This window comes from Pseudomonas sp. FW305-25, assembly GCF_017351415.1.
GTDB classification, from domain to species: Bacteria; Pseudomonadota; Gammaproteobacteria; order Pseudomonadales; family Pseudomonadaceae; genus Aquipseudomonas; species Aquipseudomonas chlororaphis.
The window spans coordinates 59,860-73,616 of sequence record NZ_JACNDE010000011.1 but is presented as its reverse complement, the minus strand read 5'-3'; the positions used below and the strand labels follow the sequence as shown (position 1 = coordinate 73,616).

Annotated in this window: 11 protein-coding genes; 1 reads left to right on the top strand and 10 read right to left on the bottom strand. The window is 64.1% G+C overall.

The window, feature by feature from the left end:
• Window positions 1–13 precede the first annotated feature (13 nt).
• The 10 genes from J4E58_RS13085 to J4E58_RS13040 form a co-directional block, all read right to left on the bottom strand.
• On the bottom strand, window positions 14–1,855 hold the full coding sequence (locus J4E58_RS13085; RefSeq protein ID WP_087089403.1) for a S9 family peptidase: 1,842 nt from the start codon (window positions 1,853–1,855) through the stop codon (window positions 14–16).
• Window positions 1,821–2,993 carry a pyrroloquinoline quinone biosynthesis protein PqqE gene (pqqE, locus tag J4E58_RS13080; protein WP_009045901.1) on the bottom strand — a complete coding sequence of 391 codons (1,173 nt, stop codon included), beginning with the start codon at window positions 2,991–2,993 and terminating at the stop codon, window positions 1,821–1,823. Before pqqE ends, J4E58_RS13085 begins: the two co-directional genes overlap by 35 nt.
• On the bottom strand, window positions 2,965–3,240 hold the full coding sequence (gene pqqD, locus J4E58_RS13075) for a pyrroloquinoline quinone biosynthesis peptide chaperone PqqD (protein ID WP_087089401.1): 276 nt from the start codon (window positions 3,238–3,240) through the stop codon (window positions 2,965–2,967). Before pqqD ends, pqqE begins: the two co-directional genes overlap by 29 nt.
• The gene (gene pqqC / locus J4E58_RS13070; RefSeq protein ID WP_007926092.1) at window positions 3,237–3,989 is read right to left on the bottom strand and encodes a pyrroloquinoline-quinone synthase PqqC; all 753 of its coding nucleotides are present in this window, start codon (window positions 3,987–3,989) and stop codon (window positions 3,237–3,239) included. Before pqqC ends, pqqD begins: the two co-directional genes overlap by 4 nt.
• Before the next feature lie 137 nt (window positions 3,990–4,126).
• Window positions 4,127–5,038 carry a pyrroloquinoline quinone biosynthesis protein PqqB gene (gene pqqB, locus J4E58_RS13065; protein WP_087089399.1) on the bottom strand — a complete coding sequence of 304 codons (912 nt, stop codon included), beginning with the start codon at window positions 5,036–5,038 and terminating at the stop codon, window positions 4,127–4,129.
• A 71-nt stretch (window positions 5,039–5,109) separates the two neighbouring features.
• The gene (gene pqqA, locus J4E58_RS13060) at window positions 5,110–5,184 is read right to left on the bottom strand and encodes a pyrroloquinoline quinone precursor peptide PqqA (RefSeq protein ID WP_009045898.1); all 75 of its coding nucleotides are present in this window, start codon (window positions 5,182–5,184) and stop codon (window positions 5,110–5,112) included.
• Between the two features lie 156 nt (window positions 5,185–5,340).
• Complete coding sequence (pqqF, locus tag J4E58_RS13055) at window positions 5,341–7,803, bottom strand: pyrroloquinoline quinone biosynthesis protein PqqF (RefSeq protein WP_087089397.1); 2,463 nt, start codon at window positions 7,801–7,803, stop codon at window positions 5,341–5,343.
• A gap of 48 nt (window positions 7,804–7,851) precedes the next feature.
• Window positions 7,852–8,646, bottom strand: coding sequence for a carbon-nitrogen hydrolase family protein (locus tag J4E58_RS13050; protein ID WP_007926096.1), 795 nt, complete (start codon window positions 8,644–8,646; stop codon window positions 7,852–7,854).
• 107 nt (window positions 8,647–8,753) lie between these two features.
• Window positions 8,754–10,436, bottom strand: a complete 1,683-nt coding sequence (locus J4E58_RS13045; protein ID WP_087089394.1) for an NAD(P)/FAD-dependent oxidoreductase — start codon at window positions 10,434–10,436, stop codon at window positions 8,754–8,756.
• A 236-nt stretch (window positions 10,437–10,672) separates the two neighbouring features.
• Window positions 10,673–11,134 carry an Lrp/AsnC family transcriptional regulator gene (locus J4E58_RS13040; RefSeq protein WP_007926099.1) on the bottom strand — a complete coding sequence of 154 codons (462 nt, stop codon included), beginning with the start codon at window positions 11,132–11,134 and terminating at the stop codon, window positions 10,673–10,675.
• A gap of 221 nt (window positions 11,135–11,355) precedes the next feature.
• Here J4E58_RS13040 and J4E58_RS13035 point away from each other — a divergent pair, with 221 nt between their 5' ends.
• Window positions 11,356–13,722, top strand: a complete 2,367-nt coding sequence (locus tag J4E58_RS13035; protein WP_087089392.1) for a glucose/quinate/shikimate family membrane-bound PQQ-dependent dehydrogenase — start codon at window positions 11,356–11,358, stop codon at window positions 13,720–13,722.
• Window positions 13,723–13,757 lie beyond the last annotated feature (35 nt).

Here is a 13,757-nt window from a genome sequence, read left to right as displayed (position 1 = left end):
CCTTGGACGGCGATTATTCCGGTGCGTCCGTCTGTTCCATTACCTGCCGATAAAACAGCCATTCCTGTTCCAGGGCGTGTGCCTGATTGGCGGCCTTGCGAAAACCGTGGCGCTCGTCCGGGTAATAGTGCGCTTCGGCCGCAATGCCGTTGTCTTGTAACGCCTTGAGCATGTCTCGGGTCTGCTGGGGCACTACCACGGCATCGAGTTCACCCTGGAAGAAAACCACCGGCACGCGGATATTGCCGGCATGCAGCAGCGGGGTGCGGGCCTTGTAGCGTTCGGCATCCTGTTCGGGGTCGCCGATCAGCCAGTCCAGGTAGTCGCCTTCGAACTTGTGGGTGTCTCGCGCCAGGGCCACGGGGTCGCTGACGCCATACAGGCTGGCGCCGGCACGGAACACATCGGCGAAGGCCAGGGCGCAAAGGGTGGTGTAGCCGCCGGCGCTGCCACCGCGGATGAACGCCCGGCCGCCATCGATCAGGCCTTGTCGGGCCAGATACGCGACCACCGCACAGGCGTCCTCCACATCCACTTCGCCCCAGCTCAGGTGCAGGGCTTGCCGGTACTCGCGGCCATAGCCGGTGCTGCCGCGATAGTTCAGGTCGGCCACGGCGAACCCCCGTTGCGCCCAGTACTGGATACGCGGGTCGAGTATCGGATAACAGGCCGAGGTGGGGCCGCCGTGGATGAACACCACCAGCGGCGGCCGGTCGTCATCGCTCATGGCCGGGTAGAAAAAGCCGTGGGCCTCGCCCTGGCCGCTGGGGTAACGCAGGGTTTGCGGACGGCTGATCTGCTCGGGCAGCAGGGGCGCCACGCCGCCAGCCAGGACCTTGACCTGCTGCGATTGGCGGTCAATGGCGATCACCGCGGACGGACTCACAGGTGACGCCGCGATGCAGTAGATAAACCGTTCATCCAGCGCCAGGTTGCGGAAGCGGCTGTAGTCGCCGCTGAAGTCCTGTTGCTCACCCTCGGCCAGGCGCAGCCCCAAACGGCCAAAGCCGGCTTGCGTCCAGGTACCCAGCCAGCTGTCGCCGCCCAGCGGCAGCCAGGTGCAGCAGCCCAATTGCCAGGGCGCCGGGGCGTGATCGGCGGCGGCGCAGGGCAGCGCCTGCAGGCCGTTAGGGGTTTCACCCCAAGGTTGCCAGAACCCGGCGCGGTCGGTCAGGCAATACAGGCGGCCGTTGTCATCGAAGCGCGGCTGTTGCAGCGACTCTTCCGCGCGGTCACCAGCCAGGCACCGAGGGTCATCCCAGCGGCCGTTGGCCAGGCGCTCGGCGACCATCAGGCGGGTCGAGGTCCAGGGCTGGTGCGGTCGATCCCATTCGATCCATGTCAGGCGCTGGCCGTCCGGGCTCAAGGTGGGAGCCGCGTAGAAGTCCGCCCCTTCGGCTAGCAGTTGGCGTTTCCTGTTACCTAGGTCGATGGCCACGAGGCAATGCCGGTTGTTGTGCTCTTCCACTGCCAGCACCTGGCCGGCGGCGAACTGCAGGTCGCCATAACGGCACTCGCCGCAGGTCAGGGCTACCGGCGCTTCGCCTTGCAGGGACTGTCGGTAGAGCTGCTGGTCCGCCTCGTTGACGAATACCAGCCCGTCATCGCTCAGGCAAAAGGCGCCGCCGCCGTATTCATAGACCCGGCTGCGCACGCTGAAGCCTTGTGGCGTCAGGCAGCGGGCCTGGTTGTCGCGCCAGTGCCAGATCCGGCAAGCGGCATCTTCGGGGCGGTATTCGTTCCAGAACAGGCCATTGGCACCGAGCCGCAGCTCGGCGAAATCGATGCCGGCGGCGACGGCTTGGGCGGCGCTGAAGGATTCAGCCCTTGGCGATGAGGCGCGAGTTTCGTTCATTACGGAAGGCCAGTTGTTCGATGGTCTGAGTGGCGTGCTCGGCTTCTTCGCGGGCCTTGAGGATCACGCCGTGATGGTGCGACTTGCTGCACACCGGGTCGGCATTGCTGGCATCGCCCGTGAGCATGAAGGCCTGACAGCGGCAGCCACCGAAGTCCTTTTCCTTTTCATCGCAGGAGCGGCATGGCTCGGGCATCCAGTCATAACCACGGAAGCGGTTGAAGCCGAAGGAGTCATACCAGATGTGCTGCATGCTGTGGTCGCGCACATTGGGGAATTGCACGGGCAGTTGCCGGGCGCCGTGGCAGGGCAGGGCGGTGCCGTCCGGCGTGACCGTGAGGAAGATGCTGCCCCAGCCGTTCATGCAGGCTTTCGGGCGTTCCTCGTAGTAATCCGGGGTGACGAAAATCAGTTTGCACGGATGCCCTTCGGCTTCCAGCCTGGCGCGGTATTCGTTGGTGATGCGTTCGGCGCGTACCAGTTGTTCCTTGGTCGGCAGCAGGCCGACGCGGTTGAGCTGGGCCCAGCCGTAGAACTGGCAGGTGGCGAGCTCGACAAAGTCGGCTTCCAGGGCGATGCACAGCTCGATGATGCGGTCGATTCGATCGATGTTGTGCCGATGGGTGACGAAGTTCAGCACCATCGGGTAGCCGTGGGCTTTCACCGCCCGGGCCATTTCCAGCTTCTGGGCGAAGGCTTTCTTCGAGCCGGCCAACAGGTTGTTCACCTGCTCGTCGCTGGCCTGGAAACTGATCTGGATATGGTCGAGCCCGGCCTTCTTGAAGTCGCTGATCTTCTGCTCGGTCAGGCCGATGCCGGAGGTGATCAGGTTGGTGTAGAAACCCAACTTGCGCGCCTCGCCGATCAGCTCGGCGAGGTCCTGGCGCACCAGCGGTTCGCCACCGGAAAAGCCCAGCTGCGCGGCGCCCATCTCCCGGGCTTCGCGAAACACCTTGAGCCACTGCTCGGTGCTCAGCTCCTTGCCCTGCTCGGCGAAATCCAGCGGGTTGGAGCAGTACGGGCATTGCAGCGGGCAGCGGTAGGTCAGCTCGGCCAGCAGCCACAGCGGCAGGCCGACTTCCGGCTTGGGCGGTATCGGCGCTGGCGAATCAGCCAAGTTCGATCCAGTGCTGTGCACGGGCGACCTCCATGAATTGCTCGATGTCGTCACCGAGTTCGGGCACGTCGGGGAACTGGACTGCCAGCGTCTGGATGATCGCCGCGACATCCCGTTCGCCGTCGATCAACCCACCGATCAGCGCGGCGCTCTCGTTGAGCTTGATCATGCCTTCAGGGTAGAGCAGTACATGGCCCTTCTGCGCCGGTTCGTACTGGAAGCGGTAGCCGGGGCGCCAGGTCGGGGTCTTGCTGCGATCGAAGCTCATAGGGTGATTCCTTTATGCCAGACCCGTTCTGTGGTGACGCTGTGATACGGCGGGCGATTGAGTTCATAGGCCATGCTCATGGCGTCGAGCATGCTCCAAAGGATGTCCAGTTTGAACTGGAGAATTTCCAGCATGCGCTCCTGGCCGGCGCGAGTGGTGTAGTGCTGCAGGGTGATCGCCAGCCCGTGCTCGACATCGCGCCGCGCCTGGCCCAGGCGGGTGCGGAAGTATTCATAGCCGGCCGGGTCGATCCACGGGTAATGTTGGGGCCAGCTGTCGAGACGCGACTGGTGGATCTGCGGCGCGAACAACTCAGTCAGCGAGCTGCTGGCGGCCTCCTGCCAGCTGGCGCGGCGGGCGAAGTTGACGTAGGCGTCGACGGCGAAACGCACGCCCGGCAGCACCAGCTCTTGCGAGCGCAGCTGGTCCGGGTCGAGACCGACCGCTTGCCCCAGGCGCAACCAGGCCTCGATACCACCGTCTTCGCCGGGGGCGCCGTCGTGGTCCAGCAGGCGCTGAATCCACTCGCGACGAATTTCCCGATCCGGGCAGTTGGCGAGAATCGCCGCGTCCTTGAGCGGGATGTTCACCTGGTAGTAGAAGCGGTTGGCGACCCAGCCCTGGATCTGCTCGCGGGTCGCCCGGCCCTGGTACATCGCCACGTGATACGGATGGTGGATGTGGTAATAGGCGCCCTTGGCCCGCAGGGCTTGCTCGAATTCGGCGGGGGACATTGCTGTGTCAGTCATTGCGGTTCTCCGCAGGGAGGTCCTGGATCTGTGGTGTCTATTCTGGACTTATCGCGAGCAAGCTCGCTCCTACAGGACAGCGCAATCTTTTGTAGGAGCGAGCTTGCTCGCGATAGACCGCGAAGCGGTCCCGGCAATTACAGCTCGATACTCATGCCGTCGTAAGCCACTTCAACGTTACGCCGCGCCAGCTCCGCGCGTTCGGCGGAATCCTCGTCGAGGATCGGGTTGGTGTTGTTGATGTGGATAAGAATCTTGCGCTGCTCTGGCAACTGCTCCAGCACTTCCAGCATGCCGCCAGGGCCGTTCTGCGCCAGGTGGCCCATTTCCCGCCCGGTCCGGGTGCCGACGCCGCGACGCTGCATCTCGTCGTCTTCCCACAGGGTGCCGTCCACCAGCAGGCAGTCGCTGCCGCTCATGATTTCCAGCAACGCCGCGTCGACCTTGCCCAGCCCCGGGGCGTAGAACAGCTTGCCGCCGGTGCGTAGGTCTTCGACGATCAGGCCGATGTTATCGCCCGGGTGCGGGTCGAAGCGATGGGGCGAATAGGGCGGCGCGGCGCTGCGCAGCGGCAGCGGGCTGAAGCGCAGGTTCGGGCAGGCCGGGATGGTGAAGCTCCGGTCGAGCTCGATGCGGTTCCAGTCCAGCCCGCCGTTCCAGTGGGTGAGCATAGTGAACAGCGGGAAACCGCTGCTGAGGTCTTCATGGACCATGTCGGTGCACCAGACCTGATGCGGGCAGCCTTCGCGCAGGCTGAGCAGACCGGTGGTGTGGTCGATCTGGCTGTCCATCAGGATGATTGCGCTGATCCCGGTGTCGCGCAGGGCGCGGCCCGGTTGCATCGGGGCGAAGTTCTGGAGCTGGGCGCGGATGTCCGGCGAGGCGTTGCACAGGACCCAGTTCACGCCGTCATCGGAAATGGCGATCGACGATTGGGTGCGAGCCTTTGCCCGCAGGCTGCCGTCGCGAAAGCCCGCGCAGTTCGCGCAGTTGCAGTTCCACTGCGGAAAACCGCCACCGGCGGCGGAACCTAGAATCTGGACAAACATGGCCGCTCCATCAGGTTAAGGCTGAAAATAAAAACGCCCCGGCGAGCCGAGGCGTTGCACTGCGCGAGCAATCAACGGCTGGCGAAGTACATGGTGACTTCAAAGCCGATACGCAGGTCGGTGTAAGCCGGTTTGGACCAGGACATAGAGGTGCTCCTTCAGGTGGGTGGGACGGTTGAGATCTATACATATAGTCCACCTCCAACCGGAGATGTTCAGATGCTTAGGGGGCTATCTTACTAAATTCCCCCCGGGGAATGACTGCAATTGTTGAAGAAAGCTCGTTGCAGCCAGGGTAACGATCATTTTCCCGCTTGCCAGGGTTCGCCCGGACAGGCACCGCTGGCCAGGCAGCGCCAGCCGCCTTGCGCCTGCTGCAACTGTTCGGCCGCGAGCAACAGCTGTGGCCGGGGCGCCGCCATGATTTCCTGTTGCAATTGCTCCAGGTAATCCGACGGATGGCCGGCCAGTCGGCCCTGCCAGAGCAGCTCGGCCAGTTGTGCCACGGGCAATGCACGGGCATCGAACTGGGCGGCCAGGTTAGCTTTCAAGTCGTCCAGAGAGGCGTCATCCAGTGCCTCGATCAACTCGGGCAACTGCGCCAGGAACGCCCGGATATGCTCGAGGATCTCGCTCAGTGACGCGCTAGGAGACTGCACGCCGAACAGCAGGCCGGTCTGGCCATTGATCTGTCGCACGCCGCTGAACACCGCATAGCCCAGTTGCAACTCGACCCGCAGGCGCTGATAGAACGGCGTCTGGCCAAGCTGCCCCAGCAGCCGCCAGCTGGCTTCCTGCTGAAGGGTGGTGTCCGGTGCCGGGCAAAACAGCAGCAGGGCCTGCTCGCCGGAGCCGGTTGCGACCTTATGCCAGTGCTGCTGCGCGGCTATCGAGGGTGGCGCTGACAGCTGGCTGTCGGCGGTGCCCGTGGCTTTGCTCAATGCCGCGCCGATTGTGCTTTGGGCATGGGCCAGGCCGATGGCCAGGCCATCCCAGCGGGAGCCCTCCCACAGCGTTTGCCATCCTTGTTCATCCAGTGGATGCGGCTCCTCGTTGGTGGGTATGTCCAGGCAGCGCTCGGGCAGTTCCTGGAGCAATTGGCGGATCGGCAACAGCGGCGTGGGAGTCGCCGGGGGGATCTGCCAGAACGCCGCGCCGGGTTCGCTCAGTTCCAGCAGAGCCTGCTGGAGCATGATCGGCATCGGTTCGGGAAGCCCCTTCAGCGTCAGCAAGCACTGGTTGCCCGAGACACCGAGGGACAGCTCGACGCCCGCCTGAAGTCCGTCGTCCCGCAGGTTGCGCAGGTGGTTTTGCAAGCGGCTGCGCAGCTCCTGCGGCAACACGCTTTGCAGGCGCCAGCGCAAGTACAGGGCCGCCTCGCCAGCGTCGTCGGCGATGGCTTGGCTGAAGGTCATCGCCGAGGATTCGCGACGCTGTCGCAAGCGATCCTGGGCGAAGGTGCGCAAGCCGCGGTGGGCGCTGGTTTGCCCGCGAATCAGGCCGGCCCGCGCGGTTGGCGCCGAGCTGCGCAGGAACGGATTGGGCGCAGGCAGTTGCCAGCCGATGCCGCTGGCTGCCGACGGGGCTTGAAGTTGCGACAGCAGGGCTTTGAGGGCCGTGACACCGCGGTCGGACAGCTGCGGTTCCAACTGCTCGTTATTCAGTCTTGCCAACGCCAGTGCGCTGGCGACCTGGCGTTGGCGCTGTTGCAGCAGGGCGTATTCGTCGCGCAATGCCGGCCAGTCGTCCTGGTTGCTGAAAAACGCCAGCCAATCGAAGAACAACTCACTCACTTGCTCCGGCTGTTGGGCGCCTTGCTCGGTCAAGTCGAACTGGATATGCAGCAGCGCCTGGCCGGCAAACTGATACAGCGGCGCGGCCTTCAACCCTTCGACCAGCTTGCGCTCCTTGAGCATGGCCAGCAGCCCGCCGGATTTGCCGCAGGCCAGCCAGGTGCAGAGAAAATCCAGCGCTTCGCGGGCGGCCGTGGGCAGTTGCTCGCAGGCGAACAGCAGGTTCAGGTGGCGTCCGTCGAGCTGCTGATAATGCTGCTGTGCAGACGTCAGCAAGGGCACCGGGGCTGCTTGCGGTTGCGTTTTACCGACGGCGAGGACGGCGCCAAAACCTTGTGCCAGGGCCTTCAGCTCTTCCAGCGACTGTGGGCCAGCCAGGCTCAGGGACATTTGCCCGCTGTGGTAGTGAGCCTGATAGAAGGCCTGCAACGCCTGTTGAAACGCCGGGCGCGGCACGTTGAGGCTGTAGCGATTGCCGGCGTGGAACGCCCGCAGCGGGTGCTCCGCGGACAGGCCGTCGAGCAAGGCCAATTGCCGTTGCGCCGCGGCATCCCGCGACCAGGCGATGAACTCCGCGTGCAGCACCTCGCGCTCGCGCAACTGGTCTTCCTGGTTCATGCGCGGGTGGGCGAGCATGTCGGCCAGGCGCTCCAGCCCACCGGCGAAATCCGCGGGGGGCAGTTCGAAGAAAAAGTCGGTGTGGCGTTCGCCGGTGCTGGCGTTCACCTGGCCGCCGTGGCGTTGCACATAGGCCATCAGGCCCTGTTGCGCGGGAAAACGCTCGGTGCCGAGAAACAGCAGGTGTTCGAGAAAGTGCGCCAGCCCCGGCCAGGCCAGCGGTACGTCATGACTGCCGGCCGAGACCCGCAGGGTCGCCGCGCAGCGCTTCAATCGAGGGACATGGTGCAGTGAAACCCGCAGGCCGTTGGCCAGGGTTTCCCGATGAGGCAGAGGGTGGTTCAGCGCGGGCATGAGCACTTCCAGAACAGTGAAGCGCCCATGCTAGCGGATAACCCTGGATCAGCGCTTGTTCAGGTCGTCGTAAAGCTCCGGGCGACGGTCATGGAAGTAGCGGTTGGCAGCGCGGGAATCGAGCATCAACTGACGGTCCAGCGTGCCGGTTATCAGGGCTTCATCCAGCCCTGCGAGGGCAATCCGCTGGCCGTCGGGGGCGGCGATGCTGCTCTGGCCACAGTAGTGGATCTCGTCTTCGTGGCCGCAGTAGTTGGCGTAGGCCACATAACATTGGTTTTCGAAGGCACGCGAACGCACGGTGACATCGGCGATGAAGTCGTAGGGCAGCATGTTGGCGGTGGGCACCAGAATCAGCTCGGCCCCGGCCAGTGCCAGGCGCCTGGCATTCTCCGGGAACTCGATGTCGTAGCAGATCAGGAAACCGAGCTTCCAGCCGTTGAGTTCCACTAGGGGGAAATCGTCTGGACCTGCGCTGAACATCGAGCGGTCGAGATCGCCGAACAGGTGGGTCTTGCGGTAATTGCACAGGCGTTGGCCGTTGCGGTCGATCAGTTGCACGGCGTTGTAGATCTGCCCGTCGTCGGCGCGCTCCGGATAGCCATACAGAATCGCGATGCCCGCCGACTGGGCGACATTGGCGATGTATTGCGCCGACGGACCATCCTGGGCCTCGGCCAGGGCGCCCACCGCCTCGACACCGATGTTGTAGCCGCTCAAGAACATCTCCGGCAGCACCAGCAGGTCGGCGCCGGAAGCTTCCACGGCGACTTTCTGCAGGCGTTGCAGGTTGCCGGCGACATCCAGCGGTTGTGGGGCACATTGATAAAGCGCTACACGCATGGCGATGACTCCTCTGTGCGCTGGACTGTCACTGTAGCCGTTGCTGCGGGCTGCTCAAAGACCACGAGTGTTGCGCTCGATCGCAGCCTGCGGCAGCGGCTACAGGTTCAGTCGGCCAGGGCGATGGGGCCGATTTCGTGGAACACGTCGCCCGGTCCCGGGTTTTCGGCGTGGGTCTGCCCGCCGAAGTGCTTCATGATGCCCCAGACCGCGTTGAGCGAGGTCTGTACCGCGCCCTCGACCCAGGCCGGAGTCCAGGACACATCGTCGCCGGCAATGAAGATACCGCGCTGCTCGGCGGGCAGGTCGTCCTGCATGAAGTGCGCGTACATGCGCTGGTTATAGCGGTAGTGGCCGGGCAGCGCGCCCTTGAACGCGCCGAGGAAGTGCGGATCGGCCTCCCAGGACACAGTGATCGGATCGCCGATGATGCGCCCGGCGATATCGACTTTCGGGTAGATCTTCTTCAGCGCATCGAGGGCCAGCTTGACCCGTTTTTCCACTGGGTGCGGCAGCATCTTCAGGGCGTCGCTCATCCACGAATAGGACAGGCAGATGACCCCCGGCTTGTTGTCGCCGTTATCGAACAGGTAGGTGCCGCGAGTCAGGCGGTCGGTGAGGGTCATGCTCATCAGGTCGCGACCGGTTTCCGGATCCTTGTCCTTCCAGAACGGCCGGTCGACCATGACGAAGGTCTTCGACGATTGCATGTAGCGGGTGCGGTCCAGGGCCATCCACATCTTCTGCGAGAACAGCGATTCTTCGCATTCGATCTGGGTGGTCAGCAGCCAGCTCTGGCAGGTGGTCAGCACTGCTGCGTATTCGCGGGTATCGCCCCAGTTGTCGGTGACGCTGAAGCGGCCATCGGCGGCCCGGGCGATACGTTTCACTCCGGGACGCGGCGCGCCATGGTGCAGCGAGCTGAGGCTGGTGCCTTGCGGCCAGTGGGCGCAGCGCTCCGGCACATGGCGCCAGATGCCCAGTGGCACCTGCTCGACACCGCCGACCACCAGGTGCTGGTGATCGTCGCAATTGGTCATCACCACACGGAAGATTTCCAGCATCGAATTGGGGAAGTCCGAATCCCAGCCGCCGGTGCCGAAACCGACCTGGCCGAACACTTCGCGGTGATGGAACGACAGCTTGGCGAAGGCCTTCGAGGTGGCGACGAAGTCATAGAAGGTGCGGTCGTCCCACAGCGGCACCAGTGTGTTCCACAGCTCCTTGAGGCGCGGCACGTCGCGATCGCGAATGGCCTGCTGGATTTCGCCGAAGCGCGAACCGTCTTCCAGGGCATCGGCCCAGGCGTCGGCCACTTCCTGGAACAGCGCCGGCAGGTCGGCGAGCTTCTGCGCGTAGTGAGTCTGGCCTTCGAGGTCGATCACCGTGCTGCCGGAAGCCGGGGTCAGCGGGTTGGGAAAGGGCTTGGTCTCCAGACCCAGCTTGTCGACGTAGTGATAGAAGGCCGTGGAGGACACCGGAAAGCGCATGCCGCCCAGTTCGGCAATGATCCCTTCGGCGCCTTCGAACGCCTGGGAACGCAGCCGGCCGCCCATTTTCGAGGCTTCGTACACCACGGGCTTGAGGCCCAGCTTCATCAGCTCGTAGGCCGCCACCAGCCCGGCGATACCGGCCCCGACAATCGCCACTTCGGCGCCATGGTTGGCTTCGGGGATGCTGCCCAGGCCGACGGGGTGCTCGATCCAGTCGTCGAAGGCGAACGGGAAGTCCGGGCCGAAAATGGTGATGGGTTTCTTACCGTCTGCAGGATGGCGATTGTTCTTGTTCATGGCTGACCTTGCTGGCGACTCGAGCAGAGCGCTGAGTATAGGAAAAGATGGCAGCCATTCTAGGGAGCGTTGCGCACGTTAATAAGACGCAAAATGTCGTCGTTTTGGATGGTTTTATTTCAAACTGACGATGTTTTTTAACTAACTGACGAAATGTTCTCTGTAGCCGCTGCCGAAGGCTGCGATCGAACGCGAAGCGCTCGCAAAACAGCGGGACACCGTGCCTGGAAAAACCTTCAGACGGGCTGCCCACGGTCGATCTTGCTGCTGAGGATGATCGAGGTGGTGGTCTTTTCCACACCGTCGACGCTGCCGATCTGGTCGAGCAACTGGTCCAGCTGTTCCGGCGAATCGGTGCGCAGCCAGGCGACATAGTCGAATTCCCCACTGACCGCGCAGAGCTGCTGGACCTGGGCCATGGCGCTCAGGCGCCGCAGGACCTCCTTGCCGGAACGCGGCTGCACCTTGATCCCGACGTAGGCCTGCAAGCCGCCATCGATGACCCGCTGACCCAGGCGCACGCCATAACCGGTAATCACCCGCGCCTTTTCCAGCCGCGCCAGGCGCGAGGTCACGGTGGTACGGGCGATCCCCAGTTGCCGGGCGAGCATGGCCACGCTTTCGCGGGCATTGATCTGCAGGGCCGCGATCAGTTGGCGGTCGATTTCGTCGAGGACGGGAGGGCGGCTGTCAGACAAGGTGAACTCCGGCGCGGGCAACGGTGGCCGAGCATGTTACAGGCTCGCTCCAGGCGATGCTTGCGGCATGGCGTCAGTTGTATTGGCTGCCGGCCCTGTTGTGACGGCCAGGCTCAACAGCGCGGATGACATTTTTTGCCACGAACTGCCTGCGACAAGTTGTCATAAGTAACTGGTTAGTACATTCTTGCGCCACGTAAAGAATGGGAGAAATTTCCGACATGAATAATTCTGGGGCTGCCACCGGCAGCAAATGGCTGCTGGGGGCGCTGGGTTTGCTGATCGCATTGATCGGCCTGGGGCTGGCCGGCGGGGGCGGGTACCTGGTCAGTCTGGGCGGCAGCTGGTTCTTCCTGCTGATGGGCCTGGCGATGATCGTTTCCGGGCTGCTGATCGCCCGGCGTAACCCGCGTGGTGCCTGGCTGTATGGAGGGGCGCTGGTGCTCACGGCGATCTGGGCGGTCTGGGATGCCGGGCTGGAGTACTGGCCGTTGGTTTCGCGGGTGCTGACCTTCGCCGTTATCGGCCTGGTGGTGGCGCTGATCTACCCGACCCTGGTGCGTGCTTCGGGCGCGACCGCCGGGCGTGGCGCTTATGGCCTGGCCGGCGTGCTGGGCATTGGTGTCGTGGCGACCCTGGCCTACATGTTTGTGCCGACCCATGTGGTCAAGGCCAGCAGCGAGCCGGCGATCAAGCCTGTGGCTCCAGGTTCCGAGCAGAAAGACTGGGCCCATTGGGGCAACACCACCGCCGGCAATCGTTTTGCCGCGCTGGACCAGATCAACAAGGGCAACATCGACCAGCTGCAGGTGGCCTGGACTTTTCGCACCGGCGATATTCCGCAAAGCACCGGCGCGGGCGCCGAAGACCAGAACACACCGCTGCAGATCGGTGACACGGTCTATACCTGCACCGCCTACGGCAAGGTGTTCGCCCTGGACGCCGACACCGGTGCCGAACGCTGGAAGTTCGATCCGCAAGGCTCGGCGCCTAACTGGCAGCGTTGCCGCGGCCTGGGTTATTTCGATGCTTCCGTCGAGCCAGGCGCCGAGGCAACGGCCGCTCCGGCCGCCTGCACCAAGCGTTTGTTCCTGCCGACCGGCGATGCGCGCCTGATCGCGATCAACGCGCAAACCGGCAAGCCGTGCGAAGACTTTGGCGACAAAGGCACGGTCGACCTGAAAACCGACATGGGCGAAGTGAAGCCTGGCTACTACCAGCAGACTTCGACCCCGCTGGTGGCCGGCAATGTGGTCATCGTCGGCGGCCGGGTGGCGGACAACTATTCCATCGGCGAGCCGCCGGGCGTGGTCCGCGCCTTCGACGTGCGCAGCGGCGAACTGGTGTGGGCCTGGGATCCGGGCAACCCGAACACCACCAAGCATCCACAGGCGGGCGAGACCTATACCCGCGGCACGCCGAACGTCTGGTCGGCCATGTCCTACGACGCCAAGCTCGGTCTGGTCTACCTGCCGACCGGCAACGCCACTCCAGACTTCTTCGCCGGCCAGCGCACGGAGTTCGACGACAAGTGGAGTTCGTCCATCGTCGCCCTGGACGTGAAGACCGGTCAGGTGCGCTGGCACTTCCAGACCACTCACCATGACCTGTGGGACTTCGACCTGCCGGCGCAGCCGCTGCTGTACGACGTGCCGGACGACAAGGGCGGGGTGCAGCCGGCGCTGGCGCAGGTCACCAAGCAGGGTGAGATCTTCCTGCTCAACCGCGAAACCGGCGTGCCTATCGCCCGGGTGGAAGAGCGTCCGGTGCCGCAGGGCAATATGCCGGGCGAACGCTACTCGCCAACCCAGCCGTTCTCGGTGGAGATGCCGTCGATCGGCAACCAGACCCTGAGCGAGTCGGACATGTGGGGTGCCACGCCATTTGACCAGTTGATGTGCCGTATCCAGTTCAAGAGCATGCGCCATGAAGGTGTCTACACCCCGCCGGGCCTGGATCATGCCTTGCAGTTCCCGGGCTCCCTGGGCGGCATGAACTGGGGCAGCGTGTCGGTGGACCCGAACAGCAACTATATGTTCGTCAACGACATGCGCCTGGGCCTGGCCAACTACATGATCCCGCGGGCGCAGATCGCGGCCGGGGCCAGCGGTATCGAAATGGGCGTGGTACCCCAGGACGGCACGCCGTTTGGGGCGATGCGCCAGCGTTTCCTCTCGCCTGCCGGTATTCCGTGCCAGAAGCCACCGTTCGGCACCATGTCGGCCATCGACCTGAAAACCAGGAAGCTGGTGTGGCAGGTGCCGGTCGGTACCGTGCAGGACACCGGTCCCCTGGGCATTCGCATGCACATGCCAATCCCGATCGGCATGCCGACCCTGGGGGCGTCCCTGGCGACCCAGTCCGGCCTGTTGTTCTTCGCCGGCACCCAGGACTTCTACCTGCGCGCCTTCGATACCGGCAACGGCAACGAAATCTGGAAAGCCCGCCTGCCGGTGGGCAGCCAGTCGGGGCCGATGACCTACGTTTCGCCCAAGACCGGCCGGCAGTACATCCTGCTGACCGCGGGCGGCGCGCGTCAGTCGCCGGACCGTGGGGACTATGTGATCGCTTATGCGTTGCCTGAATAACGGCTGATCCTGGCCTTACAAAAAAACCGCGCAAG